This window comes from Klebsiella sp. 4_1_44FAA (assembly GCF_000238715.1).
Lineage (GTDB): Bacteria > Pseudomonadota > Gammaproteobacteria > Enterobacterales > Enterobacteriaceae > Klebsiella > Klebsiella pneumoniae.
This window is the reverse complement of record NZ_JH414805.1, coordinates 100,122-123,981: the sequence shown is the minus strand read 5'-3', so window position 1 is coordinate 123,981 and position 23,860 is coordinate 100,122. Positions and strand designations below refer to the sequence as shown.

Sequence of the window (23,860 nt, the reverse complement as noted above, 5' to 3'; positions counted from 1 at the left end):
GGTGGTCGCCTTCTTTATGTGTTCAGAACCCTAGCGCGCTTATTTACTTCGCGTTATTCCCCTGCTCACATTGCGGAAATTTATTTACGAAGCATGCCTTCAATAAAGTCTTTCCAGTTCCCCAGTTCATGTTCAATCATAATAGCCTCTCTTATTATTATGGTCGATTCTATATAACTTCATTACCGATGGGAAGTTGTGCTCCCCTATTGCTCTGATTGTCTTATGGACCGCTGACAGAGATAAAACCTCTGGTTGTCGCTACTATGCCGCTTCGTATGTAAACATAATGTGACGTAGAGCAACCTCAGACAACATTTTTGCAATAATGTTAAAGCCCTCACATCATGCCCACAGGTGGCCAACATTTAACCACCCGATATATCGAATGAGATCCCCGGTAAAAAGTTATATTTATTCATCTGAATCACGTATTATTTCAGTAAGACTTATATATTCGGAAATATCTGAGTTAACCGCTTAATTGAATGTAAAAGGTTTATCTATGCTCACCATGTACGGAATTAAAAACTGCGATACCATTAAAAAAGCCCGCCGCTGGCTGGAAGCGCATCAGATTGAGTATCGCTTCCATGATTACCGCGCCGATGGCCTTGAGCGTGCGCAACTGGATACCTTTATTGCCGAGCTGGGCTGGCAGGCGCTGCTGAACACCCGTGGCACCACCTGGCGCAAACTTGACGAGTCGCTGCGCAATAGCATCGATAATGCCGACGCCGCAGCCGCATTGATGCTGGAAATGCCGGCAATTATCAAACGCCCATTGCTCTGCGCGCCCGGTCGTCCTATGCTGCTGGGTTTTAGTGAAGCAAGTTATCAGCAGTTTAACGAGGTATAGTCTATGTCTTGCCCGGTCATTGAGCTGGCTCAGCAGCTTATTCGCCGCCCTTCCCTTAGCCCCGATGATGCGGGATGCCAGGCGTTAATGATTGAACGCCTGCGTGCGATCGGCTTTACCGTTGAACCGATGGATTTCGGCGATACGCAGAATTTCTGGGCCTGGCGCGGCCACGGCGAGACGCTGGCCTTCGCCGGCCACACCGACGTAGTCCCGGCAGGCGACGCCGACCGCTGGATCAATCCCCCGTTCGAACCGACCATCCGCGACGGGATGCTGTTTGGCCGCGGAGCGGCGGATATGAAAGGCTCGCTGGCGGCGATGGTGGTTGCCGCAGAGCGTTTTGTCGCGCAGTACCCGAACCATAGGGGCCGACTGGCGTTTTTGATCACCTCTGATGAAGAGGCCAGCGCCAAAAACGGCACCGTCAAAGTGGTGGAGACGCTGATGGCGCGTAACGAGCGTCTGGACTATTGTCTGGTCGGCGAACCTTCCAGTACCGAAGTGGTCGGCGATGTGGTGAAAAACGGCCGCCGCGGCTCGCTGACCTGCAACCTGACTATTCACGGCGTGCAGGGGCATGTCGCCTATCCGCACCTTGCCGATAACCCTGTCCACCGCGCGGCGCCGATGCTGGCGGAACTGGTCAATATCGAGTGGGATAAAGGCAATGAGTTCTTCCCGCCGACCAGCATGCAGATCGCCAACGTGCAGTCCGGCACCGGCAGCAATAACGTGATCCCCGGCGATATGTTCGTCCAGTTCAACTTCCGCTTCAGTACGGAGCTGACGGACGAGATGATCAAATCCCGGGTGATCGCCCTGCTGGAAAAATACCAGCTGCGTTACAGCGTGGAGTGGTGGCTCTCCGGCCAGCCTTTCCTCACCGGACGGGGCAAGCTGGTGGATGCGGTCGTCAACGCGATTGAGCACTATAATGAGATCAAACCGCAGCTGTTAACCAACGGCGGCACCTCAGACGGACGGTTTATCGCGCGCATGGGGGCGCAGGTGGTTGAGCTGGGCCCCGTAAACGCAACGATTCACAAAATTAATGAATGTGTGAACGCCGCCGACCTGCAGCTGCTGGCGCGGATGTATCAACGCGTCATGGAACAGCTGGTCGCCTGACGAATTGACGTAAAGAGGAAGCGCGCATGGAATGGCTTATTAAACACTGGTGGATTCTGGTGCTGGTCTTTTTGGTGGGGGTAATTATCAACGTGATTAAAGATCTGAATCGCGTTGACCACAAAAAATTCCTCAACAACAAACCCGATCTGCCGCCGCACCGTGATTTTAACGATAAATGGGACGACGATGACGACTGGCCGAAGCACGACCAGTCGAAGAAACCGTAAGTTTGCCTTTATCGCGGTACCGCCCGCCTGTAACCCCGCTCTCCGGGGTTACAGCATTTCGATGATATCGTCCCCTTTTGGCGTACTGCCGCTCAGCGCCTCATCAAAATAGTGCTTCGGCACGGTATAACGCAGACGCTCGATCGCCAACTGCATACTGCGATCGTCAATGGCATGCCCGAGATCGTCGACAATATCTAAGGTCACGTCGCCGCCCGCCTGCTGTAACGCCTCCTCGGCCGACACCGCCCACGCCAGGTCGATAACCCGATCTTCACCACCGTGGATCAGGTGAATGGTGGTGGCCGTCGTTGCCGTCTCCGGCAGCGTCGCATAGCGGCCATTAAAGGCGATGACCCGCGAAGCCAGATCCGGCGCCGCTTTGATACTCTCCAGCGACATAATCGCCCCCTGAGAGAAACCGATCAGCGCGGTGGCCAGTGGACTGACGCCGCTTTTCTCCTGCCAGTAGCGCACAATTTCAATGAAGGTCGGCATAATGGCGTCGATGCGCTGCTGACGATTCTCTTCCGTCACCCCCTGCAGCGAAAACCACTGCCGACCGTTGGGGCCGCAAGGTTCCACCCCGCCAATGCTGACGATCAGCGCATCGGGAAACTGCGGCGCGAACCAGCTGCCGATTTGCCCCATGGAGACCGGGTTATCCCCTACGCCATGAAACAGCAGCAACAGCTGTTGCGCAGGCGTCGCAGGACTTTGAACAATAAAATGATCGTGTTTCATGGCTGTCTCCTTAGTGTTTGCGGGCAGTGTACGCCGCTCGCCAGATATGACCATGCCATTTAACTGAATGAGTTAGTTAAAAAAATTGCAGATGCGCCACCTGCTGACGCAGCGCCTCAGCGCGCGCTGCATCAAGGAAGCGCAAGGCGTCAGCGGCCTCCCGACGCCATCTCGCCTGCAAGGCTTTTCGCCCCGTCAGCTGCAGCACGGCGCAGAGTGCGGCCTCCTCTTTGCCCTGCAGTCGTCCCCGCAGGGCCGGCAACGGCATGTCGGCCTGCATCAGTAGGCGGTTGAGGCAGCCCAGCGCCGCTGCCAGCGGGCGGTGGGCGAAGGCAAAGCTCGCCGCTTCCAGCCAGTCCTCATCACTAAGCATAGCGTCTGCGACGGCCGGCAGCGGCGCGGATTCCTCTCGCCACGGGCGAAGCCAGTATTCATCGCGCTGCAGCCGCTGCGCCTCCCGCTGCGCCAGCTGGCGCCCTGCCGCGGTCAACGGATAGAGGGCCATCGCCGTATAGCAGCCGCTGCTGGCCTCGCGATGGGTACCCAGCCGTACGAGGGTAAACCCGCAGCGTTGCCAGAAGCGCCACAGCTCAGCGGTATAGCCGAAGCTGACGGAGAGATAGTCATAGCCAGCGGCATCGGCGGCGATATCGGCGATCATCTTCCGCCCGAGGCCTTCCCGCTGGCGGGTGGGATGGACAGCGATCCGACTGACCCGCAGCCCGCGCAGCGTCGCCGCCAGGGGACTGCCGCCGTGCGCCGCCAGCGACTGGGCGACCAGATTCCCGCGCGGCCGGCGAAAACCCGCCCATACCGCCCGGCTAAGTTCGGGAGAAAGTCCCCCCTCGGCCACCAGCCACAGGGCGCCCGCCACCGCGCCGCCGGCGCGAGCGCAGCGGAAAGCCAGGCCCGGAGCATCCATCATGCGCCGCAGATCGAGCGGGGAAGTTCGGTAATGCGCCCCGGACAATAGCTGGTACATCGCCTCCGGTAGCGCTGGCTGCGTTTGCCAGCAGGACTGATTGACCGCCTCCAGGTCTAGCTCCCCCATCGGCGCGTCGCGAAATGCCTCATCGTTAAAGATAAGCAACTGACTGATGGCTGACTCCAGCGGACAGCCCGCCGCCCAGCGGATCGGGGCGCTCAGGGTGAACGATTGCAGATGGGGCAGACTGGCGCAAAATTTCAGCAGGAACCCGCGACCGGTGCCCTCGTACCCTTGCACCGTCGTGGTGAGTAGCGTGCGGGGAAAACGGCTCACCAGCTGCCGGAGAAGCGGAGCCGGGATAGCCGCGGCCTCATCGACTATCAGCCACGCCGCCTTTTCTTTCGACGCCAGCAGCGCATCGGGCGCCATAAAGCGCAACGTCTCCCCGGCAAAGCTGGCCAGCACCTCGACAGCGCTACGCGTTGGGGCGGTGACGATGGCCTCGCCCCCAAGCTGGCGCAGGAGCATGCCCGCCAGCGCGGACTTCCCCCGTCCACGCTCCGCCGTCACCGCCGCGATACCGGGCGGCAGGCGTATCAGTTGCTCAAGGATTGCCGCCTGCTCGGCCTGCGGGCGGCCATCGGCGGGATGCCAGTCTGGACGCGGGGCGGTCAGCGGGAAACGTGGCCGGTCCGACTGCCGCCAGAGCAACACCTCCGGATCGGCGATAAACTGCCGACAGCAGCGGTGAACAAAGTTAGGGGTAACGATAGGGTCAGGCGTATCGCTCCAGCGCAGAGAGTCCTCATCCGCCCGGGTCGGCCAGTCGGCGAAGGGGGGCGTCAGCAGCACCAGCCAGCTTCCCGCCCGCAGCGTGCCGCTCAGGGCCGCCATGGCGGCCACATCAAACCCGTGCCGGGCATCGAAAAAGGCGTGCATCACTTCCCGCCCCAGCAGCGTTTTCAGCGCGCCGGGCGCCACGCAGGGCGCAGAAACCGGCTCGGGGCCAACCCACAGGCCATCGCCGCCGAGCCTCTCCCGTAGCGCCTGCGCCTGCTGCAGCGTCCAGCTCTCATCGCCGCTGAGCACCAGCAGGCGACGGATCCCCTCCCGCGCCATTTGCGCGGTGAGGTTAAGCAGCGCGTCCATCATGGGGGACGATTACAGCGCGCTGCCGAAGGTATTGCACTGCGCCGGATCGCCGCTATCGAAACCGCGTTTGAACCAGGTGTAGCGCTGTTTCGAGGTGCCGTGGGTAAAACTGTCCGGCACCACGCGTCCCTGGCTCTGCTGCTGTAGACGATCGTCGCCGATGGCCTCGGCGGCGTTCAGCGCCTCCTGCAGATCGCCAGTTTCCAGAATATCCTGCTGCTGCATATTATGACCCCAGACGCCGGCGAAGCAGTCTGCCTGCAGCTCCATCTTAACCGACAGGCGGTTGGCTTCGGCCTGCGTGGCATGCTGCTGTTGCTGGCGGACCTTCGGCTCAATGCCCAGCAGTTTTTGTACGTGATGACCCACTTCATGAGCAATGACGTACCCCTGGGCAAAGTCGCCGTCGGCGCCCAGTTTATTTTTCATCTCATCGTAGAATGACAGGTCAATATAGACCGTACTGTCGGCAGGACAATAGAAGGGGCCCATCACCGACTGACCGGTGCCGCAGCCGGTACGGGTCGCGCCGCGGTAGAGCACCAGCTTTGGCTGCGGGTACTGGCGGCCCATCTTTTCAAAGATCGGCCCCCAGGTATCTTCGGTGGTAGCCAGAATGACGGAAGTAAACTTCGCCGCTTCATCGTCTTTCGGACTGATGGAGCGCTGCGTGGAGGTCTGCTGCTGCGGCATCGGTTCGCCGGTCAACATGCCGGTCAAATCCACGCCGTAGTAGCCCGCCACCAGCACAATAATCAGCAGTACAATGCCGCCCTTCCCGCTCGGCAGACGGAAGCCGCCGCCCCCGCCGCCGCCAAACGGCGAGCCTGATTGTCCACGTCGATCTTCAACATTGTCGCTTTCGCGACGCCCTTGCCAGCGCATAAGCACCTCATTCCCTGTTATGTATCAATAGCAGAGATCGTAGGCGGTTCAGCGCAGGATTACCACAGGAAACAGCAAGAGACGCCAGAAGATGAGGCCATCTTCTGGCGGCGGGCGGGTTAGTCGAGCTTAACGCCCAGGCGGTGAGCCACTTCTTCGTAGGCTTCGATCAGGCCGCCAAGGCTCTGGCGGAAGCGGTCTTTGTCCATTTTATCGAGGGTGTTTTTATCCCACAGGCGGCTGCCGTCCGGCGAAAACTCGTCGCCCAGCACCACTTCGCCTTTGAACAGACCAAACTCCAGCTTAAAGTCCACCAGAATCAGACCGGCGTCATCGAACAGTTTTTTCAGCACGTCGTTGGCTTTGTAGGTCAGCTCGCGCATCCGCGCCAGATTCTCTTTACTCACCCAGCCGAAGGTTTCGCAGTAGGAGTCGTTGACCATCGGATCGTGCATAGCATCGTTTTTCAGGAACAGGTCGAACAGCGGCGGATTCAGCTCGATACCTTCTTCAATGCCTAAACGTTTTACCAGCGAGCCTGCCGCACGGTTACGCACCACGCACTCTACCGGCACCATATCCAGTTTTTTCACCAGACATTCGGTATCGGAGAGCAGCGCTTCCATCTGGGTAGGGATGCCCGCTTCTGCCAGTTTACTCATAATGAAATGGTTGAATTTGTTGTTCACCATGCCTTTACGATCGAACTGCTCGATGCGCGCGCCATCACCTGCTGACGTATCGTTACGGAATTCCAGTACCAGCAGGTCCGGATTATCGGTGCTGTATACTGTCTTCGCCTTACCACGATACAACTCAGCTTGCTTTTTCATCTTTCACTACTCCAGTGATATTGAGCCAAAAAATGACGTGTCGGTCTTACATAACATCCTGCAACGGGCGTTGGAGCGGATGCTGTACGCTTGCGGGGCGAACTGCAGTCAGGCGACTGGAGCAGCCTTAACGCGGCGATTTACAGGATTATATGGCCACGCACACGTTTGCGTCACTATACATGAAAAAGGGCCGGATTGCTCCAGCCCTTTTGATTACTTGTTAAATGCGGCCTGGAATACGGCTACCAGGGCGTCATTTTGCGACTGCGTCAGGGTGTGGCCTTTCGGGTCGATAAACTGCAGGCTACTGCGGTTATCGAGGTCGCCGACCTGCAGTTTGTAGTCGCCGGAGACCAGCTGCGGGTCACGTGCGCCCAGCTCCTGCCAGCTGCTGTCAGACAGCGGCTTATAGGTCAGCGCCATGCTGCCCTGAGAGCGCGTGCTGTCGGTCACTTTCATCCCCACTTTCTCGAGGGCGCCCGGCAGACGCTGCCACACCAGGTTAAACGGCGCGCGAACAACGAGCATCGGCAGGCCGGTATCGTCGGCGGCGCTCTGCACGTCGAAGGTGGCCCCCGCGCTGCGCTGTGCGGCGTTCTGGGCGCTGGTGGCATTCATGTCAAGGCCTTCCGAAATGACGTTCAGCATAGCGGTGCTGTAGCGCTGCAGAGACGCCGGATCGGCAACCGGTTTACCCGCCTGCTCCAGATTCACCAGCTTAACGACCACCGCTTGCTGATAACCCTGCGGTTTGACGGAGATTTGATAACGACCGCGATACTGCTGATCTTCATCAAGACGGTTCCACTCAACCCAGTCGGTGTTCAGCGTCTGGCTCGCATCATCGCGCTTGGCGATAACGTAGTTCTTCGCCTGAAGAATACTGGTGACCTGTGCCCACAGCGAACCGCTGCGGCCGTTCTCGACCATCAGCGTCGCGGTATCGCCGTTAAACTGGGTCCGCGCACCGCTCACCAGCGCCAGCGGCTGCGCCGGCGGACGAATGTCCAGCGCTTTACCGACCGCGCCGGTGCTGTTAGCCACCGGAATATTGTAATCACCCACCTGAATCGGCAGGATCATCCCCGCCGGCGCGTGAAGTTCGCTCAACGGTGATGCCTGTAAATAGGCCTCATCACCGCTCACCTGACGCTTATAGCGCGAGTCGGAACTACAGGCCGCGAGGAGTAGAACCAGCGAAACACCCGCAACCTTCGCCAGGCGCGACTTCTGTACTGAGTAAGCCATCAAATCTCCCTAAACTTTACAGCAAACCGGCATGCTTCAGCGCGGCAGTGACGGCTTCACGACCATGATCGGTGATAGGCGTCATCGGCAAGCGCAGCGTATCGGTCGCCACAAGACCCAACGCCTTGCATCCCCATTTCACCGGGATAGGATTGGGTTCGACAAATAATTTTGTATGCAGTGGCATCAGACGCTGGTTAATCGCACGAGCTTCGGCAAATTGACCCGCCAGCGCCAGACGGCACATGTCGGCCATTTCGCGCGCCGCCACGTTGGCCGTGACAGAAATCACGCCTACGCCACCGAGCTGCATGAAGTCCATACCGGTCGCATCGTCACCGCTCAGCAGAATAAAGTCGTCTGAAACCAGCTCTTTGATCTGGTGAACGCGACTTAAGTTCCCTGTTGCTTCCTTAATACCGACAATATTTTTAATTTCCGCCAGACGGCCAACGGTTTCCGGCAGCATATCGCAACCGGTACGGGACGGCACATTATACAGAATTTGCGGCAGGTCAGTATGTTCGGCGATAGCTTTAAAGTGCTGGAACAGGCCTTCCTGGGTCGGACGGTTATAATAAGGAGTGACCGTCAGGCAGCCAACAACACCGCTATCGTTAAAACGTTTGGTCAGGCTAATCGCCTCTGCGGTTGCATTGGCTCCCGTTCCAGCGATAACCGGAATACGCCCGTCGGCCAGCTCCAGCGTCATCATCACCACGTCGCCATGCTCTTCATGGCTCAGCGTTGCGGATTCACCGGTAGTCCCTACCGAAACGATCGCCGAGGTTCCGTTGGCGACATGGTAATCAATCAGTTTTTTCAGGCTTGTCCGGCAGACATTACCGTTTTCATCCATCGGCGTGACAAGCGCTACAATACTTCCCGTGAACATGGGCCATCCTCAGAGCAGAAGTGCGACAAGATTCTCAATGTTACGTTTGGAGCTGTAATAAAAGCAAGAGACCCGACGCCATCAGGGATGTTGTATGGCGGTTTTTTTTATGCTTTCCTAATGTTACCTCACCTTTTTAAAGGAAGAACAGGTTTGACAGCCTCATTACAACACTATCTGGTTATTACCGCCCTGGGGGCTGACCGTCCCGGCATCGTGAATACGATCACTCGCCACGTCAGCAGCTGCGGTTGTAATATCGAAGACAGCCGGCTGGCCATGCTCGGTGATGAGTTTACGTTTATCATGCTGCTTTCCGGGTCGTGGAATGCGATTAACCTGATCGAATCAACTCTGCCGCTGAAAGGCGCGGAGCTGGAGCTGTTGATCGTGATGAAACGCACCACTGCGCGCCCGCCGCAGGCCATGCCAAACACCGTTTGGGTCCAGGTTGAGGTGCCGGACTCACCGCATATCATCGAGCGCTTTACTGCCCTGTGCGATACATGGAATATGAATATTGCGGAGCTGGTGTCCCGCACGCAGCCGGGAGACGGCGATTCCGCGCAGCTTTTTATCCAGATAACTGCCCACAGTCCTGCGACGCAAAATGCAGCAAATATCGAACAAGCGTTCAAAGCCCTATGTACAGAACTGAACGCACAAGGCAGTATTAACATCGTTAATTATTCACAGCATGATGAACAGGATGGAGTTTAACCCATGACCCCACTGAAAGCCGGTGATATCGCACCGAAATTTAGCTTACCGGACCAGGACGGCGAGGAAGTAAATTTAACCGACTTCCAGGGACAACGTGTCCTGGTTTATTTTTACCCGAAAGCCATGACCCCGGGCTGCACCGTACAGGCGTGCGGCTTGCGCGATAATATGGACGACCTGAAAAAAGCCGGCGTTGAAGTGCTGGGCATCAGCACCGATAAACCGGAAAAACTCTCCCGTTTCGCCGAAAAAGAGCTGCTGAACTTTACGCTGCTGTCTGATGAAAACCATCAGGTTTGCGAGCAGTTTGGCGTCTGGGGCGAAAAATCCTTTATGGGGAAAACCTACGACGGGATCCACCGGATTAGTTTCCTCATCGATGCCGATGGCAAAATCGAACACGTCTTTGATGATTTCAAAACCAGCAATCACCACGACGTGGTGCTGAACTGGCTGAAAGAAAACGCCTGATGCAAAGCAAGACGCCGGGAGAGGAAGCCCTCGCCCGGCGTCTTTTTTTATTCTCATTGCCTTAGTCGTCGACCGCCAAACCATCCGGCCAGGCATGCACCACTGCTTTAATCAGCGTGGCCAGCGGAATGGCGAAGAAGACGCCCCAGAATCCCCACAGTCCGCCAAAGATCACCACCGACAGGATAATCACCAGCGGGTGTAAATTGACCGCTTCCGAGAATAGCACCGGAACCAGCAGGTTACCGTCCAGCCCCTGAATAATCAGATAGACCGCAAACAGGCTCCAGAACTCGGTGCCAGCGCCAAACTGAAACAGCGCCACCCCCACCACCGGAATGGTCACCACAAACGCGCCGATATAGGGGATCAGCACCGAGAAGCCCACCAGCACCGCCAGCAGCAACGAGTAGTTGAGGCCAAAGAGAATAAAGCCTATCCAGGTGGCGACGCTGACGACAATCATCTCCAGCACCTTGCCGCGAATGTAGTTGGTGATCTGCTGGTTCATCTCTTTCCACACCTGCCCGGCAAGCCCGCGATTGCGCGGCAGAACGCGGCGCACCGCGTTGAGCATCTGCTCTTTATCCTTCAGCAGGAAGAAGACCATCAGCGGCACCAGCACCAGATAGACCGCCAGGGTGAGTAACCCCACCAGCGAGGCCAGAGAGTACTTAACCACCGAGTCGCCCACCGTCAGCATCCGGGTGCGCATATTTTCCGCCATCGCATCGATAATGCCGGCATCCATTAACGCCGGATAGCGCCGCGGCAGCGTGGCGGCGAAATCAGAGAGCTTATTTAGCATGCCCGGCATATCGCGGATGAGGTAGATCCCTTGCTGCCAGGCTACCGGCAGCACCACAAAGGCCAGCAACAGCAGGATGCCCACAAAGAGGATCAGCACCAGCGAGGTGGCCCAGGTGCGCGACAGACCGATGCGCGCCAGACGAACGGTCGGCCACTCCAGCAGATAGGCCAGCACGATAGCCACCAGCAACGGGGCCAGCAGGCCGCTGAAAAAGAACATAATGCCGAAACCGGCAAGCAAAATAACCAGCAGCGCTATCGCCTCAGGGTCGCTGAATCGACGGCGGTACCACTGCATTAACATCTCAAGCATAAAACCTTCCCTGAAGGGCCAAGCGGCGACAATCCGGGGAATTGTATCGAAATGTCACAAAAAAGACTTCGCTTTTTGATGCGCCGCAGTCAAACCGTTCTCCGCCATGAAGAACATATTTTCAAGGCGGCCAACGCCAGCTAAACTCGCTGGGATGCGGCCAGGGAACATTACGCCGCACAATCGGTCAAACTGGCACACCCACATTACAGGACAGAGGTTATGTTCAGGCAGTTGAAGAAAACGCTGGTGGCGATCGCGATCGCGTCGCTGACGCTGGGTTCGATAGGTCCTGCTTTTGCTGACTCCGCAGATACCCTGCCGGACATGGGAACCTCCGCAGGAAGCACGCTGTCAATCGGTCAGGAAATGCAGATGGGGGATTACTACGTCCGCCAACTGCGCGGTAGCGCGCCGCTGATCAACGACCCTCTGCTGGTGCAATATATCAACGGGCTGGGTATGCGTCTGGTGGCTCACGCCAACTCGGTGCGTACCCCGTTCCACTTCTATTTGATTAATAACGACCAGATCAACGCCTTCGCCTTCTTCGGCGGCAATGTGGTCCTCCACTCCGCCCTGTTCCGCTACTCTGATAACGAGAGCGAACTGGCCTCTGTCATGGCGCACGAAATCTCCCACGTGACGCAGCGGCATCTCGCCCGCGCGATGGAAGATCAGAAGCGCAACGCGCCGCTGACCTGGGTCGGCGCGCTGGGTTCAATTTTGCTGGCGATGGCCAGCCCGCAGGCCGGAATGGCGGCCCTGACCGGGACGCTGGCCGGTACTCAGCAGGGTATGATCAGCTTCACCCGCCAGAACGAAGAAGAGGCCGACCGGATTGGCATTCAGGTTCTGCAGCGCTCGGGTTTCGACCCACAGGCCATGCCGATGTTTATGGGTAAACTGCTTGACGAGTCGCGCTACTCGACGCGACCGCCGGAAATGTTGCTCACCCACCCCCTGCCGGAAAGCCGACTGGCCGATGCCCGTAACCGCGCCAACCAGATGCGCCCGGTGGTGGTACAGTCCTCGGCGGACTTCTATCTGGCGAAGGCGCGTACCCTCGGGATGTACACCAACGGCGACAACAAGCTGGGCACCGATCTGCTGAACGCCTGGGATAAAGGCAATATCCGCCAACAGCATGCCGCCCAGTATGGTCGCGCTCTGCTGGCGATGGAAAGCAACAACTTTGACCAGGCACGCAAAACGCTGCAGCCGCTGCTCAACGCCGACCCGCAAAATGCCTGGTATCTCGATCTGGCCACCGATATCGACCTCGGACAGAAGAAAACCAGCGACGCCATCAATCGCCTTAAAAACGCCCGCGAGCTGCGTACTAATCCGGTGCTGCAGCTGAACCTGGCCAACGCCCTGCTGCAGGGCGGGCAGCCCGGGGAAGCGGCGACCATTCTGAACCGGTATACCTTTACCTATAAAGAGGATGGCAACGGCTGGGACCTGCTGGCCCAGGCGGAAGGCGCGCTGGGCAATCGCGATCAGGAGCTGGCGGCGCGGGCTGAAAGCATGGCGCTGGTCGGCCAGCTGGAGCAGGCGATTTCCCTGCTCAGCAGCGCCAGCTCGCAGGTGAAACTCGGTAGCCTGCAGCAGGCACGTTACGATGCCCGTATCGATCAGCTACGCGATCTGCAGGCTCGCTTCCGTCCTTATCAAAAAATGTAAGGAGACCCCATGACCGACGCGGTAAAAATTTACCATAACCCACGCTGCTCCAAGAGCCGCGAAACGCTGAGCCTGCTGCAGAGTCGCGGCATCGATCCTGAGGTGGTGCTTTATCTTGAGACGCCACCGGATGCCGGGACACTGCGCCAGCTGCTGCAGCTGCTGGGTATGGAGAGCCCCCGCGAGCTCATGCGCCAGAAAGAGGAGCTGTATAAATCGCTCAATCTGGCCGACCCGGCTCTCAGCAACGCGGCGCTGATACAGGCGATGGTCGACAATCCGAAACTCATCGAGCGCCCTATCGTCGTCAGCCGCGGCCAGGCGCGTATTGGCCGCCCGCCGGAACGGGTTCTTGAGATCGTAAGCTAACTCACCCGCGCCGCGCTTGCGCGGCGCTTTTTTTACGTGGGCGATTCCAGATCTTTCACGCCAATATCTCCCGCCCGCCGGACGGTGCTACTGTTCATCCATCGCTCAATCCACTGGACGGATGAACATGAAAAAGCCGACCTCCACGCCCCATGACGCCGTGTTTAAGACCTACCTCTCCCATCCCGATACCGCCCGTGATTTCCTGCAACTGTATCTGCCCGAGACGCTGCTTAAAGTGTGCGATCTGCGTACGCTGCATCTCGAGTCCGGGCATTTTGTCGAAGACGATCTGCGTCCCTTTTACGCCGACATTTTGTATTCCCTGAAAACCACGGCGGGCGACGGTTATATTTATGCGCTTATCGAACACCAGAGCACGCCCGACCGGCATATGGCCTTTCGTCTGATGCGCTACGCCATCGCCGCCATGCAGCGCCATCTAGATGCCGGCCACGATCGCCTGCCGCTGGTGATCCCTGTTCTCTTCTACCACGGTCTGGTGAGCCCCTATCCGTTCTCTCTGCGCTGGCTCGATGAATTCGTCGCTCCGGAGCTGGCCGGCCACCTTTATCACGGGGCGTTTCCGCTGGCGGACATAACCGTCATTCCGGATGACGAGATTGCCACCCACCAGCGCATGGCAACGCTGGAGTTACTGCAAAAACATATTCGACAACGCGATCTGGCGCAGCTCCTCGACAAGCTGAGCGAATTATTATTGACTGGACTGGCGACGGAATCGCAGGTACAAGCCCTGATGCACTATCTGGTACAGGCAGGCAACACGCGCGAGCCGATTAAATTCATTCGCGAGCTGGCGTTACGTACGCCGCGGCATAAGGAGACGTTGATGACGATTGCGGAATATCTGGAACAACAGGGGCTGGAGCGGGGCCTGGCGCAAGGCCGTCAGGAAGGACGGAAAGAAGAGGCGCAGCGCATCGCTGTCGCTATGCTGCACAGCGGCCTTCCGCGCGACCTGGTCGCCCGGTTGACCGGGCTGACGGAGCAGGAGCTGACTCCCCTGGCGGACTAAAGCTTAAGGATCTCTTTCACGAAGGGGATCGTCAGCTTGCGCTGAGCGGTAATCGAGGCATGATCCAGCTGATCGAGGGTCATAAACAGCGAACGCATCTCGCGATCCAGCCGCTTCAGCAGGAAGCGGCACACATCTTCCGGCATCTCGAAGCCGCGCAGTCTGGCGCGCAGCTGCAGCGCCTGCAGTTTGTCTTCATCCGACAGCGGCTGCAGCTTATAGATCTGCCCCCAGTCCAGCCGTGAGGCCAGATCCGGCAGGCCAAGATTCAGCTGCCGCGGCGGCCGATCGCCGGTGATCAGCAGCCGGGTTTTGCCTGATTCCAGGATCCGGTTATAGAGATTAAAGATGGCCATCTCCCAGGGCTCATCGCCGGCGACGCACTCGATGTTATCGATGCACACCAGCGCCAGCTGTTCCATCCCCTCCAGCACCTCGGGCACAAACCACGTTCGTTTATCCAGCGGCACGTAGCCTACCGCATCCCCGCGCTGGGAAAGCTCCGCGCAGGCGGCGTGTAACAGGTGGCTACGACCTGCCCCTTCACGTGACCAGATATAAATGTACCCGCTGTGTTCCTGGCGCAGTACGTTCTGGAGGGCGGCAAGTAGGGAAGGATTATCACCCGGCCAGAAACTCGCGAAGGTTTCGTCGTCAGGAAGATACAGTGGCAAAGAGAGCTGTGCCGGTGCGTTCAGATGGACCTCAACATAGGCTTACAGAAAAACGCGAAGAGTTTACCACAGATTTAGGTCAGGAGAGAACCGGGCGGGATCGCCGCCCGGTCAGGCGATCGTTATTTAAACTCTTCGCTATCCGCCGCGTCGAGGACCACCTCTTCCGGACGCAGGACGCTGATAAGCTTGAAAATCAGGCTGAGGGCGATGCCCACGATAGTCGCCAGCGCCATCCCTTTCAGCTCGGCGGCGCCAATGTGCACTTTAGCGCCGCTAACGCCGATGATCAGGATCACGGAGGTGAGGATCAGATTCTGCGCTTTACTGTAATCCACCTTCGATTCAATCAGTACGCGGATCCCCGAGGCGCCGATCACCCCGTACAGCAGCAGGGAAACGCCGCCCATCACCGGCACCGGGATGATCTGGATAGCCGCCGCCAGTTTGCCGACGCAGGAGAGCAGAATCGCAATGATCGCCGCGCCGCCGATTACCCAGGTGCTGTAGACCCGGGTAATCGCCATCACGCCGATATTTTCACCGTAGGTAGTGTTGGGCGTCGAACCGAAGAAGCCGGAAATGATCGTCGACAGGCCGTTGGCAAACATCGAACGATGCAGGCCCGGGTCGCGGATCAGATCGCGCTTAACGATATTGGCGGTCACCACCAGATGCCCCACGTGCTCGGCAATCACCACCAGCGCGGCGGGCAGTATGGTGAAGATAGCAAACCACTCAAAGCGCGGAGTGTAGAAAGTCGGCAGCGCGAACCAGTGCGCCTCGGCGATCGGGGTGGTATCGACCACGCCCATCACAAACGACAGCGCATAGCCCACCAGCACGCCGATCAGGATCGGAATAATCGCCAGGAAGCCGCGGAACAGCACGGATCCGAACACCGTCACCGCCAGGGTCACCATCGAGATAATAATGGTTTTACTGTCCGGTGACTGGCCGTCGGCCGGCAGCAGCCCGGCCATATTAGCCGCCACGCCCGCCAGTTCGAGGCCGATAACCGCCACGATGGCGCCCATCGCCGCCGGCGGGAACATCACATCCAGCCAGCCGGTACCGGCTTTTTTGACAATAAAGGAGACGAGGCAGAACAGCACGCCGCACATAATAAAGCCGCCCAGCGCCACTTCGTAGCCCAGCGGCAACAGCAGCAGCACCGGGGAGATAAAAGCGAAGCTTGATCCCAGATAAGCGGGAATTTTGCCTTTACAGATAAAGAGGTACAACAGCGTACCGATGCCGTTGAACAGCAGGACGGTGGCCGGGTTAATGTGGAACAGAATAGGCACCAGTACCGTTGCGCCAAACATGGCGAACAGATGTTGCAAACTAAGCGGGATTGTCTGTAAAAGCGGCGGTCTTTCACTCACCCCGATGGCACGGCGCGTCATAGTGTATTCCTCTGAGAGTCGTCTGTTATTTGCTGCGGATTACTTTTATTCAAAAAAAAGCCGACTCTCAAAGTCGGCTTTTTTCGCGGTATATTTTATTTCGTTCCAAAAATCTTGTCGCCGGCATCGCCGAGACCGGGAATGATATACCCGTGCTCGTTCAGTCCCTTATCGACAGAGGCGGTGTACAGCTCAACGTCCGGGTGGGCTTTCTCCAGCGCGGCAATCCCTTCCGGCGCCGCCACCAGCACCAGCACCTTGATGCTGGTGCAGCCGGCGTTTTTCAGCAGATCGATAGTGGCGATCATCGACCCACCGGTGGCCAGCATCGGGTCAACGACCAGCGCCATACGTTCATCGATGTTAGACACCAGTTTCTGGAAGTAAGGCACCGGCTCGAGGGTTTCTTCATTGCGATAGATACCGACCACGCTGATACGCGCGCTTGGCACGTGCTCCAGCACCCCTTCCATCATGCCGAGGCCAGCGCGCAGGATAGGCACAACGGTAATTTTCTTGCCCTTGATCTGCTCGACTTCCACCGGACCGTTCCAGCCTTCAATAGTGACTTTCTCAGTCTCCAGATCGGCGGTGGCTTCATAAGTCAGTAAGCTGCCCACTTCTGAGGCGAGTTCACGGAAGCGTTTGGTGCTGATGTCGTGCTCGCGCATCAGGCCCAGCTTGTGTTTGACGAGTGGGTGTTTGACTTCCACAATCTTCATTCTCTTTCTCCTCTGAGGGGCAGCCAAAAAAAATCGCGGGATTATACCGCTTTTTGCGGATTGTGCCATACCCATCTTGCTTGACGTATATCAAGCAAAGTGATTTAGAGACAAAAAAACCGGAGGCGAGGCTCCGGCTTGGGTGCGGGGTGCAGTCCATACGCTTACGCGGGCCTACGTGTATTGTAGGTCGGTTAAGCGTTAGCGCCACCCGACTACGACAGGTTCTCCCCGTTGCTGGCAATTACCTGCTGATACCAGGCAAAGGACTTTTTCCGGCTGCGTGCCAACGTGCCATTGCCTTCATTATCTTTATCGACATAAATAAAGCCGTAGCGTTTTTTCATTTCCCCCGTGCCGGCGGAAACCAGATCGATACAGCCCCAGGGGGTGTAGCCCATCAGATCGACGCCATCCTCGACCACCGCCTTTTTCATCTCCGCGATATGGGCGGAGAGATAATCGATGCGATACTGGTCATTGACGCTGCCGTCCGCTTCGCGGACATCAATCGCGCCAAAGCCGTTTTCGACAATAAACAGCGGCAGCTGGTAGTGATCCCAGAACCAGTTCAGCGAATAGCGCAGACCGACCGGGTCAATCTGCCAGCCCCAGTCCGACTTTTTGACGTACGGGTTGGAGACCAGGCTGGTGGTTTCATCATAATCAAGCAAGGGGTTGTCTTCGGTGGCTTTGGTAGCGAACGACATATAGTAGCTAAAGCCAATGTAGTCGACACAGCCCTCGGTTAACGCCTGACGATCGGCTTCGGTGATATCCAGAGTAAAGCCGCGGCGGGCAAAATAGTTGAGCAGATGCTGCGGATAGCGACCGCGCACGTGGACGTCGGTAAACCAGTAACGGCGGTGCATGGCGTTCATCGCCATCATCATATCGTCCGGGGCGCAGGTCAGCGGATAGATGGGGCACATAGCGATCATGCAGCCAATCTGCAGCGCCGGGTTGATCTCGCGCGCCGCTTTCACCGCCAGGGCGCTGGCCACCAGCTCATAGTGCGCGGCCTGGTACATCACCGGTTCCCGGTCTTCATCCGGCAAATATTTCAAACCGGAGTTGGTGAAGGGGGCAAAGTCCTCATGGAAGTTGGCCTGGTTGTTGATCTCGTTAAAGGTCATCCAGTACTTCACTTTATGTTGATAGCGGGTGAAGACGACCCTGGCAAAGCGCACGAAAAAGTCGATTAGCTTGCGGTTGCGCCAGCCGCCGTACTCGGTGACCAGATGATAAGGCATTTCAAAATGCGACAGCGTAATGACTGGCTCAATGCCGTGTTTCAGGCATTCGTCGAACAGATCATCATAAAACTGCAGGCCAGCCTCGTTGGGCTCCAGCTCATCGCCCTGCGGGAAAATACGCGTCCAGGCAATCGAGGTGCGAAAACATTTGAAGCCCATCTCGGCAAACAGCGCCAGGTCTTGTGGATAACGATGATAAAAATCGATCGCCTCATGGTTCGGGTAGTTTTTCCCGGCCACCACGCCGTCGGTAATTTCCCGCGCCACGCCGTGGGCGCCGGCGGTCATCACATCCGCCACGCTGATCCCCTTGCCGCCCTCCTGCCAGCCGCCCTCTAACTGATGCGCTGCGACCGCGCCGCCCCACAGAAAACCTGCTTTAAATCCGGACATAGTCTCTCCCTAATGTCGATCGTCGTCTGGCGAACGATACAGCTGATTAAAATGGTAAACCGCGCCAATCAGGCCGGCATCGTTACCGTGACTGACGGTATCGAGATAGTCGGCAATGCCGAACCAGGCCAGATGCTGGCGCAGTAGCGTCAGAAATCCTGGGCGTTCCACAACGCCGCCACCGATAAAAATGGTCTGCGGATCGAAGATATGGACGAGGTTATAAAGGCCATGGCCCAGGCCATTGAAGAACTCGGCGACCAGACGCTGACAAACCGGGTCGCCGGCGTCATAGCGGTCGAAAATCAGTTCGCCTGTCACGCTATCCAGCGGCGCGCCAATATGTTGCGCATAGCGATGGCGCAGCACCCGCAGAGTGCAGTTCTCATTCATCGAATAGCGACGAGGATCGCGTCCGCCGGGACGGTCGGTAAGCATGTAGCCGAATTCGCCGGCACGAAAACGCGCCCCGTTGATCAGCCGGTGTTGGCAGAAAATCGCCCCACCGATGCCAGTACCGATAGTGAGCACCAGAAAATTGGCCATCTCCGCCGCTTTGCCCTGCCAGCGCTCGGCCAGCAGCACACAGTTGGCGTCGTTTTCCACCGAGACCGGCAGCCCGGTTCGCGTCTCGAGCCACGATTTCATGGCGAAGTTATCAAATCGACGGATAGCGCCGCCCATGGTGATAAAACCGCTGTGCGGATCGATGTAGCCCGGCGCGCTGATGGCTATTCCTTCACACGACGGATGGGCCGCCAGCCACGACAGCATTGCCTGTAAGATCCGATCGCCATCGCTGTCATTGATTGACTGCCTGGCGGTTTCCAGCAGCCTGCCGTCGCGGGCCATCACGCCCATCTTTAACGCGGTGCCACCGATATCAAATGCCGCAATCTTCATTCATCCCTCTCCTGACCCGCGTCAATCACCGACAAAATGCGTGGCAAACCAACACGGAAACCGGTTTCAGTCGTATAATGAGGATTCCTTTACGTAGAGGCAAGCACCAGACTGTACCCGGTTTCATTTTCGTGAGCAGTATCAAATTTAACCATTCATCAGCGGTTTTACGCCAACTGTAAAGCAGGCTCGCAAACGTTTGCTTTCCCTGTTAGAATTGCGCCGATTTTTCTTGCTTACCGCAAACGCGTGGAGACTTCGCAGTGACCGATAAAACCTCTCTCAGCTATAAAGATGCCGGCGTGGATATTGATGCAGGCAACGCTCTCGTCGACCGTATTAAGGGCGTGGTGAAGAAAACCCGTCGCCCGGAAGTGATGGGGGGACTGGGCGGATTCGGCGCGCTGTGCGCACTGCCGCAGAAATACCGCGAGCCGGTACTGGTCTCCGGCACCGACGGCGTCGGTACCAAGCTGCGTCTGGCAATGGATCTGAAGCGTCACGACACCATCGGTATCGACCTGGTCGCCATGTGCGTGAACGACCTGGTGGTTCAGGGCGCTGAGCCGCTGTTTTTCCTGGATTATTACGCCACCGGTAAACTGGACGTCGATACCGCAGCCAGCGTCATCAACGGCATCGCCGAAGGCTGCCTGCAGTCCGGTTGCGCGCTGGTCGGTGGTGAAACCGCAGAGATGCCCGGGATGTACCACGGCGAAGATTACGACGTGGCGGGTTTCTGCGTCGGGGTAGTGGAAAAATCAGAAATCATCGACGGCAGCAAAGTGACCGATGGCGACGTGCTGGTGGCGCTGGCGTCCAGCGGCCCGCACTCTAACGGCTATTCGCTGGTGCGTAAGATCATTGAGGTTAGCGGCGTTGACCCACAAACTACCGACCTTGACGGTAAACCGCTGGCCGACCATCTGCTGGCGCCAACCCGCATCTATGTGAAATCGGTGCTTGATCTGATCGCCAGCGTTGACGTCCACGCTATTGCCCACCTGACCGGCGGCGGCTTCTGGGAAAACATTCCGCGCGTACTGCCGGATAACACCCAGGCGATCATCGATGAGTCCTCCTGGCAGTGGCCATCCGTCTTCAACTGGCTGCAAACCGCCGGTAACGTCAGCCAGCATGAAATGTACCGTACCTTTAACTGCGGCGTAGGGATGATTATCGCCCTGCCGGCAGCGGAAGCGGACAAAGCGATTGCCCTGCTGAATGACAAAGGTGAAAACGCGTGGAAAATCGGGTATATCAAAGCCTCCGATTCCGAACAGCGTGTGGTCATTGCATGAAAAACATCGTGGTGCTGATTTCCGGTAGCGGCAGCAATTTGCAGGCGATCATCGACGCCTGCGGCCGGAAACAGATAAACGGCACCCTGCGTGCGGTATTCAGTAACCAGGCTGATGCGTTCGGCCTTGAGCGCGCGCGCCTGGCCGGCATCCCGGCCCATGCGCTGGCGCAAAGTCAGTTTGCCGACCGGGAAGCATTCGATCGTCAGCTGATGCATGAAATCGACGCCTACGCCCCGGATCTGGTGGTGCTGGCAGGCTATATGCGTATCCTTAGCCCGGCGTTCGTCAGCCACTATCAGGGACGTCTGCTGAACATCCATCCCTCGCTACTGCCGAAGTATCCTGGCCTGCATACTCATCGTCAGGTGCTGGAGAACGGTGACGAGGAGCACGGCACCTCGGTGCACTTCGTCACCGATGAGCTGGACGGTGGGCCGGTTATCCTGCAGGCCAAGGTGCCGGTCTTCGCTGGCGACAGCGAGGAGGAAATCACGGCGCGGGTTCAGGCCCAGGAACATGCCATTTATCCGCTGGTCATCAGCTGGTTCGTCGATGGACGTCTGCGCATGGCAGGCAACCACGCCTGGCTGGATGAGCGACAGCTTCCCCCGCAGGGCTATGCCGCCGACGAATGAACAACCAGCCCCGCATGAGCACATCGCGGGGCTTTTTTTTAATTTAAAAGTGTTTACTAATCAAACATCTCACAGAAATAATTCTTCTTACTGTCATATTGTTGTGACACAGTAAATCGCTATGCAGAAAAATTCGTCATAATAGTCTACGTCCTGTGAGTAAAACGGAGTGTGAGCGGTAATGGGCCAGGAAAAGCTATACATCGAAAAAGAACTCAGCTGGTTGTCTTTTAACGAACGCGTGCTGCAGGAAGCGGCGGACAAGAGTAACCCGCTGATTGAGCGCATGCGCTTCTTAGGGATTTACTCCAACAACCTGGATGAGTTTTACAAAGTGCGCTTCGCTGAGCTGAAGCGCCGGATTATTATCAGTGAAGAACAAGGCAGTACCGCCCATTCTCGCCACCTGTTAGGCAAAATTCAGGCCCGCGTTCTGAAGGCCGATCAGGAATTCGATAGTCTGTATAATGAACTGTTGCTGGAGATGGCGCGTAACCAGATCTTCCTGATCAACGAGCGCCAGCTGTCCGTCAATCAGCAGGCCTGGCTGCGCAACTACTTCAAGCAGTATTTACGCCAGCATATCTCGCCGATCCTGATCAACCGCGAAACGGACCTCGTGCAGTTCCTGAAAGATGATTACACCTATCTGGCGGTGGAGATTATCCGCGGGGAAAACATCAACTATGCTCTGCTGGAAATACCGTCGGATAAAGTGCCGCGCTTCGTGAACCTGCCGCCGGAAGCGCCGCGTCGCCGCAAGCCAATGATCCTCCTGGATAACATCCTGCGCTATTGCCTGGACGATATTTTTAAAGGCTTCTTTGATTACGATGCGCTGAACGCCTACTCGATGAAGATGACCCGTGACGCCGAGTACGATCTGGTGCATGAGATGGAGTCGAGCCTGATGGAGCTGATGTCCTCCAGCCTCAAGCAGCGCCTGACCGCCGAGCCGGTTCGCTTCGTCTACCAGCGCGATATGCCGGATGCGATGGTCGAAATGCTGCGCGATAAGCTCTCCATTTCCAACTATGACTCAATGCTGCCGGGCGGCCGCTATCACAACTTTAAAGACTTTATCGGCTTCCCGAACGTCGGTAAGGCCAATCTGGTCAATAAGCCCATGCCGCGCCTGCGTCATCTGTGGTTTGATAAATTCCGCAACGGCTTCGACGCCATTCGCGAACGCGACGTGCTGCTCTACTATCCCTATCACACCTTTGAGCACGTGCTGGAGCTGCTGCGTCAGGCCTCCTTCGACCCCAGCGTATTGGCGATCAAAATCAACATTTACCGCGTGGCCAAGGATTCGCGCATTATTGACGCGATGATCCACGCCGCCCACAACGGTAAGAAAGTCACCGTAGTGGTGGAGCTGCAGGCGCGCTTCGATGAAGAGGCTAACATTCACTGGGCGAAACGCCTGACGGAAGCCGGAGTCCACGTTATCTTCTCTGCGCCAGGTCTGAAGATCCACGCCAAGCTGTTCCTTATCTCGCGTAAAGAAGGCGATGAGGTGGTGCGCTACGCCCACATCGGCACCGGTAACTTTAACGAGAAGACGGCGCGGATCTACACCGACTATTCGCTGTTAACCGCCGATGCGCGCATTACCAATGAAGTCCGCCGGGTGTTTAACTTTATCGAGAACCCCTATCGTCCGGTTAGCTTCGACTACCTGTTGGTGTCGCCGCAGAACTCGCGTCGTCTGCTGTATGAGATGATCGATCGCGAGATCGCCAATGCGCAAAACGGGCAACCGTCCGGGATTACGCTGAAGCTGAACAACCTGGTGGATAAAGGTCTGGTGGACCGACTGTATGCCGCCTCCAGCTCCGGCGTGCCGGTTAATCTGCTGATCCGCGGCATGTGCTCGCTGATCCCGGGTCTGGAAGGTATCAGCGAAAATATCCGCGTCATCAGTATTGTGGACCGTTTCCTCGAGCACGACCGGGTCTACTGTTTTGAAAACGGTGGCGATAAACAGGTCTGGCTCTCCTCTGCCGACTGGATGACGCGTAACATCGATTATCGCATCGAAGTTGCCGCTCCGCTGCTCGATCCGCGTCTGAAGCAGCGGGTGCTGGATATTTTTGATATCCTGTTCAACGATACGGTAAAAGCGCGCTATCTTGATAAAGAACTGAGTAACCGCTATGTGCCGCGCGGCAATCGCCGTAAAGTGCGCGCGCAAATGGCGATTTACGATTATCTCAAATCACTCGAACAACCCGACTAACCT

The 23,860-nt window shown here is 57.4% G+C and carries 25 protein-coding genes; 11 read left to right on the top strand and 14 right to left on the bottom strand.

Annotated features, from left to right (window positions below; genetic code table 11):
• Positions 1 to 80: 80 nt before the first annotated feature.
• Positions 81 to 140: a protein YpfM gene (gene ypfM, locus HMPREF1024_RS30805; protein WP_100181659.1), complete on the bottom strand. Its 60-nt coding sequence runs from the start codon at positions 138 to 140 to the stop codon at positions 81 to 83.
• A gap of 365 nt (positions 141 to 505) precedes the next feature.
• On the opposite strand from ypfM, the gene HMPREF1024_RS04720 reads away from it, so the two are divergent.
• The 3 genes from HMPREF1024_RS04720 to HMPREF1024_RS04730 are packed head-to-tail and all read left to right on the top strand — an operon-like array spanning position 506 to position 2,220.
• The gene (locus HMPREF1024_RS04720; protein WP_002913764.1) at positions 506 to 859 is read left to right on the top strand and encodes an ArsC family reductase; all 354 of its coding nucleotides are present in this window, start codon (positions 506 to 508) and stop codon (positions 857 to 859) included.
• Positions 860 to 862: 3 nt separating this feature from the next.
• Positions 863 to 1,990 (top strand): succinyl-diaminopimelate desuccinylase, encoded by a 1,128-nt coding sequence (gene dapE, locus HMPREF1024_RS04725; protein ID WP_002913766.1) that lies wholly within the window; start codon positions 863 to 865, stop codon positions 1,988 to 1,990.
• A 26-nt stretch (positions 1,991 to 2,016) separates the two neighbouring features.
• Positions 2,017 to 2,220, top strand: a complete 204-nt coding sequence (locus HMPREF1024_RS04730; RefSeq protein ID WP_002913768.1) for a YpfN family protein — start codon at positions 2,017 to 2,019, stop codon at positions 2,218 to 2,220.
• Between the two features lie 48 nt (positions 2,221 to 2,268).
• Here the strand turns inward: HMPREF1024_RS04730 and ypfH are convergent, their stop codons facing one another.
• The 6 genes from ypfH to dapA all read right to left on the bottom strand — a co-directional run bounded on the left by ypfH (position 2,269) and on the right by dapA (position 8,908).
• Entirely contained in the window at positions 2,269 to 2,964 is a 696-nt protein-coding gene (gene ypfH, locus HMPREF1024_RS04735) for an esterase (RefSeq protein WP_002913770.1), read from the bottom strand.
• A gap of 76 nt (positions 2,965 to 3,040) precedes the next feature.
• Positions 3,041 to 5,044 (bottom strand): tRNA(Met) cytidine acetyltransferase TmcA, encoded by a 2,004-nt coding sequence (locus HMPREF1024_RS04740; RefSeq protein ID WP_009309512.1) that lies wholly within the window; start codon positions 5,042 to 5,044, stop codon positions 3,041 to 3,043.
• A 9-nt stretch (positions 5,045 to 5,053) separates the two neighbouring features.
• Entirely contained in the window at positions 5,054 to 5,929 is an 876-nt protein-coding gene (locus HMPREF1024_RS04745; protein ID WP_002913800.1) for a neutral zinc metallopeptidase, read from the bottom strand.
• A 119-nt stretch (positions 5,930 to 6,048) separates the two neighbouring features.
• Positions 6,049 to 6,762 carry a phosphoribosylaminoimidazolesuccinocarboxamide synthase gene (gene purC / locus HMPREF1024_RS04750; protein ID WP_002913801.1) on the bottom strand — a complete coding sequence of 238 codons (714 nt, stop codon included), beginning with the start codon at positions 6,760 to 6,762 and terminating at the stop codon, positions 6,049 to 6,051.
• Between the two features lie 216 nt (positions 6,763 to 6,978).
• Entirely contained in the window at positions 6,979 to 8,013 is a 1,035-nt protein-coding gene (gene bamC, locus HMPREF1024_RS04755) for an outer membrane protein assembly factor BamC (protein ID WP_004149279.1), read from the bottom strand.
• A gap of 16 nt (positions 8,014 to 8,029) precedes the next feature.
• Entirely contained in the window at positions 8,030 to 8,908 is an 879-nt protein-coding gene (dapA, locus tag HMPREF1024_RS04760) for a 4-hydroxy-tetrahydrodipicolinate synthase (RefSeq protein WP_002913803.1), read from the bottom strand.
• 153 nt (positions 8,909 to 9,061) lie between these two features.
• Between dapA and HMPREF1024_RS04765 the strand changes: the two genes are divergently transcribed.
• Together HMPREF1024_RS04765 and bcp are read left to right on the top strand one after the other, a co-directional pair.
• Complete coding sequence (locus tag HMPREF1024_RS04765) at positions 9,062 to 9,628, top strand: glycine cleavage system transcriptional repressor (protein ID WP_002913804.1); 567 nt, start codon at positions 9,062 to 9,064, stop codon at positions 9,626 to 9,628.
• Positions 9,629 to 9,631: 3 nt separating this feature from the next.
• Entirely contained in the window at positions 9,632 to 10,102 is a 471-nt protein-coding gene (gene bcp / locus HMPREF1024_RS04770; protein ID WP_002913805.1) for a thioredoxin-dependent thiol peroxidase, read from the top strand.
• 61 nt (positions 10,103 to 10,163) lie between these two features.
• Here bcp and HMPREF1024_RS04775 read toward each other — a convergent pair whose 3' ends face one another.
• The gene (locus HMPREF1024_RS04775; protein ID WP_009309511.1) at positions 10,164 to 11,225 is read right to left on the bottom strand and encodes an AI-2E family transporter; all 1,062 of its coding nucleotides are present in this window, start codon (positions 11,223 to 11,225) and stop codon (positions 10,164 to 10,166) included.
• A gap of 54 nt (positions 11,226 to 11,279) precedes the next feature.
• Positions 11,280 to 11,396: a hypothetical protein gene (locus HMPREF1024_RS31445; protein ID WP_004221267.1), complete on the bottom strand. Its 117-nt coding sequence runs from the start codon at positions 11,394 to 11,396 to the stop codon at positions 11,280 to 11,282.
• A gap of 51 nt (positions 11,397 to 11,447) precedes the next feature.
• Between HMPREF1024_RS31445 and bepA the strand changes: the two genes are divergently transcribed.
• From bepA to HMPREF1024_RS04790, 3 genes are all read left to right on the top strand, one after another.
• Positions 11,448 to 12,911 carry a beta-barrel assembly-enhancing protease gene (gene bepA / locus HMPREF1024_RS04780; RefSeq protein WP_004149282.1) on the top strand — a complete coding sequence of 488 codons (1,464 nt, stop codon included), beginning with the start codon at positions 11,448 to 11,450 and terminating at the stop codon, positions 12,909 to 12,911.
• Positions 12,912 to 12,920: 9 nt separating this feature from the next.
• Positions 12,921 to 13,280 carry an arsenate reductase (glutaredoxin) gene (gene arsC, locus HMPREF1024_RS04785; protein WP_009309510.1) on the top strand — a complete coding sequence of 120 codons (360 nt, stop codon included), beginning with the start codon at positions 12,921 to 12,923 and terminating at the stop codon, positions 13,278 to 13,280.
• A gap of 127 nt (positions 13,281 to 13,407) precedes the next feature.
• Positions 13,408 to 14,319, top strand: coding sequence for an Rpn family recombination-promoting nuclease/putative transposase (locus HMPREF1024_RS04790; RefSeq protein ID WP_009309509.1), 912 nt, complete (start codon positions 13,408 to 13,410; stop codon positions 14,317 to 14,319).
• Here the strand turns inward: HMPREF1024_RS04790 and HMPREF1024_RS04795 are convergent.
• From HMPREF1024_RS04795 to bglK, 5 genes are all read right to left on the bottom strand, one after another.
• On the bottom strand, positions 14,316 to 15,017 hold the full coding sequence (locus tag HMPREF1024_RS04795; protein WP_020947395.1) for a DnaA inactivator Hda: 702 nt from the start codon (positions 15,015 to 15,017) through the stop codon (positions 14,316 to 14,318). The two genes, HMPREF1024_RS04790 and HMPREF1024_RS04795, sit on opposite strands and share 4 nt — an antisense overlap.
• A 98-nt stretch (positions 15,018 to 15,115) precedes the next feature.
• Positions 15,116 to 16,402 carry a uracil permease gene (uraA, locus tag HMPREF1024_RS04800; RefSeq protein WP_009309508.1) on the bottom strand — a complete coding sequence of 429 codons (1,287 nt, stop codon included), beginning with the start codon at positions 16,400 to 16,402 and terminating at the stop codon, positions 15,116 to 15,118.
• A gap of 95 nt (positions 16,403 to 16,497) precedes the next feature.
• Positions 16,498 to 17,124: a uracil phosphoribosyltransferase gene (gene upp, locus HMPREF1024_RS04805; RefSeq protein WP_002913827.1), complete on the bottom strand. Its 627-nt coding sequence runs from the start codon at positions 17,122 to 17,124 to the stop codon at positions 16,498 to 16,500.
• A 215-nt stretch (positions 17,125 to 17,339) separates the two neighbouring features.
• Complete coding sequence (locus tag HMPREF1024_RS04810) at positions 17,340 to 18,773, bottom strand: 6-phospho-beta-glucosidase (RefSeq protein WP_009309507.1); 1,434 nt, start codon at positions 18,771 to 18,773, stop codon at positions 17,340 to 17,342.
• Positions 18,774 to 18,782: 9 nt separating this feature from the next.
• The gene (bglK, locus tag HMPREF1024_RS04815; RefSeq protein WP_009309506.1) at positions 18,783 to 19,676 is read right to left on the bottom strand and encodes a beta-glucoside kinase BglK; all 894 of its coding nucleotides are present in this window, start codon (positions 19,674 to 19,676) and stop codon (positions 18,783 to 18,785) included.
• 263 nt (positions 19,677 to 19,939) lie between these two features.
• Between bglK and purM the strand changes: the two genes are divergently transcribed.
• The 3 genes from purM (at position 19,940) to ppk1 (ending at position 23,857) form a co-directional block, all read left to right on the top strand.
• Positions 19,940 to 20,977: a phosphoribosylformylglycinamidine cyclo-ligase gene (purM, locus tag HMPREF1024_RS04820; RefSeq protein WP_002913836.1), complete on the top strand. Its 1,038-nt coding sequence runs from the start codon at positions 19,940 to 19,942 to the stop codon at positions 20,975 to 20,977.
• Positions 20,974 to 21,615 (top strand): phosphoribosylglycinamide formyltransferase, encoded by a 642-nt coding sequence (gene purN / locus HMPREF1024_RS04825; RefSeq protein WP_009309505.1) that lies wholly within the window; start codon positions 20,974 to 20,976, stop codon positions 21,613 to 21,615. Before purM ends, purN begins: the two co-directional genes overlap by 4 nt.
• A gap of 181 nt (positions 21,616 to 21,796) precedes the next feature.
• Positions 21,797 to 23,857 (top strand): polyphosphate kinase 1, encoded by a 2,061-nt coding sequence (gene ppk1 / locus HMPREF1024_RS04830; RefSeq protein WP_002913838.1) that lies wholly within the window; start codon positions 21,797 to 21,799, stop codon positions 23,855 to 23,857.
• Positions 23,858 to 23,860 lie beyond the last annotated feature (3 nt).

Excerpts from the sequence above, each read along its gene's own strand:
- upp (WP_002913827.1), bottom strand. The coding sequence starts at position 17,124 with ATGAAGATTGTGGAAGTCAAACACCCACTCGTCAAACACAAGCTGGGC.
- purN (WP_009309505.1), top strand. The coding sequence starts at position 20,974 with ATGAAAAACATCGTGGTGCTGATTTCCGGTAGCGGCAGCAATTTGCAG.
- ppk1 (WP_002913838.1), top strand. The coding sequence starts at position 21,797 with ATGGGCCAGGAAAAGCTATACATCGAAAAAGAACTCAGCTGGTTGTCT.
- bglK (WP_009309506.1), bottom strand. The coding sequence starts at position 19,676 with ATGAAGATTGCGGCATTTGATATCGGTGGCACCGCGTTAAAGATGGGC.
- HMPREF1024_RS04775 (WP_009309511.1), bottom strand. The coding sequence starts at position 11,225 with ATGCTTGAGATGTTAATGCAGTGGTACCGCCGTCGATTCAGCGACCCT.
- HMPREF1024_RS31445 (WP_004221267.1), bottom strand. The coding sequence starts at position 11,396 with ATGTTCCCTGGCCGCATCCCAGCGAGTTTAGCTGGCGTTGGCCGCCTT.
- arsC (WP_009309510.1), top strand. The coding sequence starts at position 12,921 with ATGACCGACGCGGTAAAAATTTACCATAACCCACGCTGCTCCAAGAGC.
- HMPREF1024_RS04790 (WP_009309509.1), top strand. The coding sequence starts at position 13,408 with ATGAAAAAGCCGACCTCCACGCCCCATGACGCCGTGTTTAAGACCTAC.
- bamC (WP_004149279.1), bottom strand. The coding sequence starts at position 8,013 with ATGGCTTACTCAGTACAGAAGTCGCGCCTGGCGAAGGTTGCGGGTGTT.
- HMPREF1024_RS04720 (WP_002913764.1), top strand. The coding sequence starts at position 506 with ATGCTCACCATGTACGGAATTAAAAACTGCGATACCATTAAAAAAGCC.
- HMPREF1024_RS04810 (WP_009309507.1), bottom strand. The coding sequence starts at position 18,773 with ATGTCCGGATTTAAAGCAGGTTTTCTGTGGGGCGGCGCGGTCGCAGCG.
- dapA (WP_002913803.1), bottom strand. The coding sequence starts at position 8,908 with ATGTTCACGGGAAGTATTGTAGCGCTTGTCACGCCGATGGATGAAAAC.
- bcp (WP_002913805.1), top strand. The coding sequence starts at position 9,632 with ATGACCCCACTGAAAGCCGGTGATATCGCACCGAAATTTAGCTTACCG.
- bepA (WP_004149282.1), top strand. The coding sequence starts at position 11,448 with ATGTTCAGGCAGTTGAAGAAAACGCTGGTGGCGATCGCGATCGCGTCG.
- purC (WP_002913801.1), bottom strand. The coding sequence starts at position 6,762 with ATGAAAAAGCAAGCTGAGTTGTATCGTGGTAAGGCGAAGACAGTATAC.
- ypfH (WP_002913770.1), bottom strand. The coding sequence starts at position 2,964 with ATGAAACACGATCATTTTATTGTTCAAAGTCCTGCGACGCCTGCGCAA.
- HMPREF1024_RS04740 (WP_009309512.1), bottom strand. The coding sequence starts at position 5,044 with ATGATGGACGCGCTGCTTAACCTCACCGCGCAAATGGCGCGGGAGGGG.
- uraA (WP_009309508.1), bottom strand. The coding sequence starts at position 16,402 with ATGACGCGCCGTGCCATCGGGGTGAGTGAAAGACCGCCGCTTTTACAG.
- HMPREF1024_RS04745 (WP_002913800.1), bottom strand. The coding sequence starts at position 5,929 with ATGCGCTGGCAAGGGCGTCGCGAAAGCGACAATGTTGAAGATCGACGT.
- dapE (WP_002913766.1), top strand. The coding sequence starts at position 863 with ATGTCTTGCCCGGTCATTGAGCTGGCTCAGCAGCTTATTCGCCGCCCT.
- HMPREF1024_RS04730 (WP_002913768.1), top strand. The coding sequence starts at position 2,017 with ATGGAATGGCTTATTAAACACTGGTGGATTCTGGTGCTGGTCTTTTTG.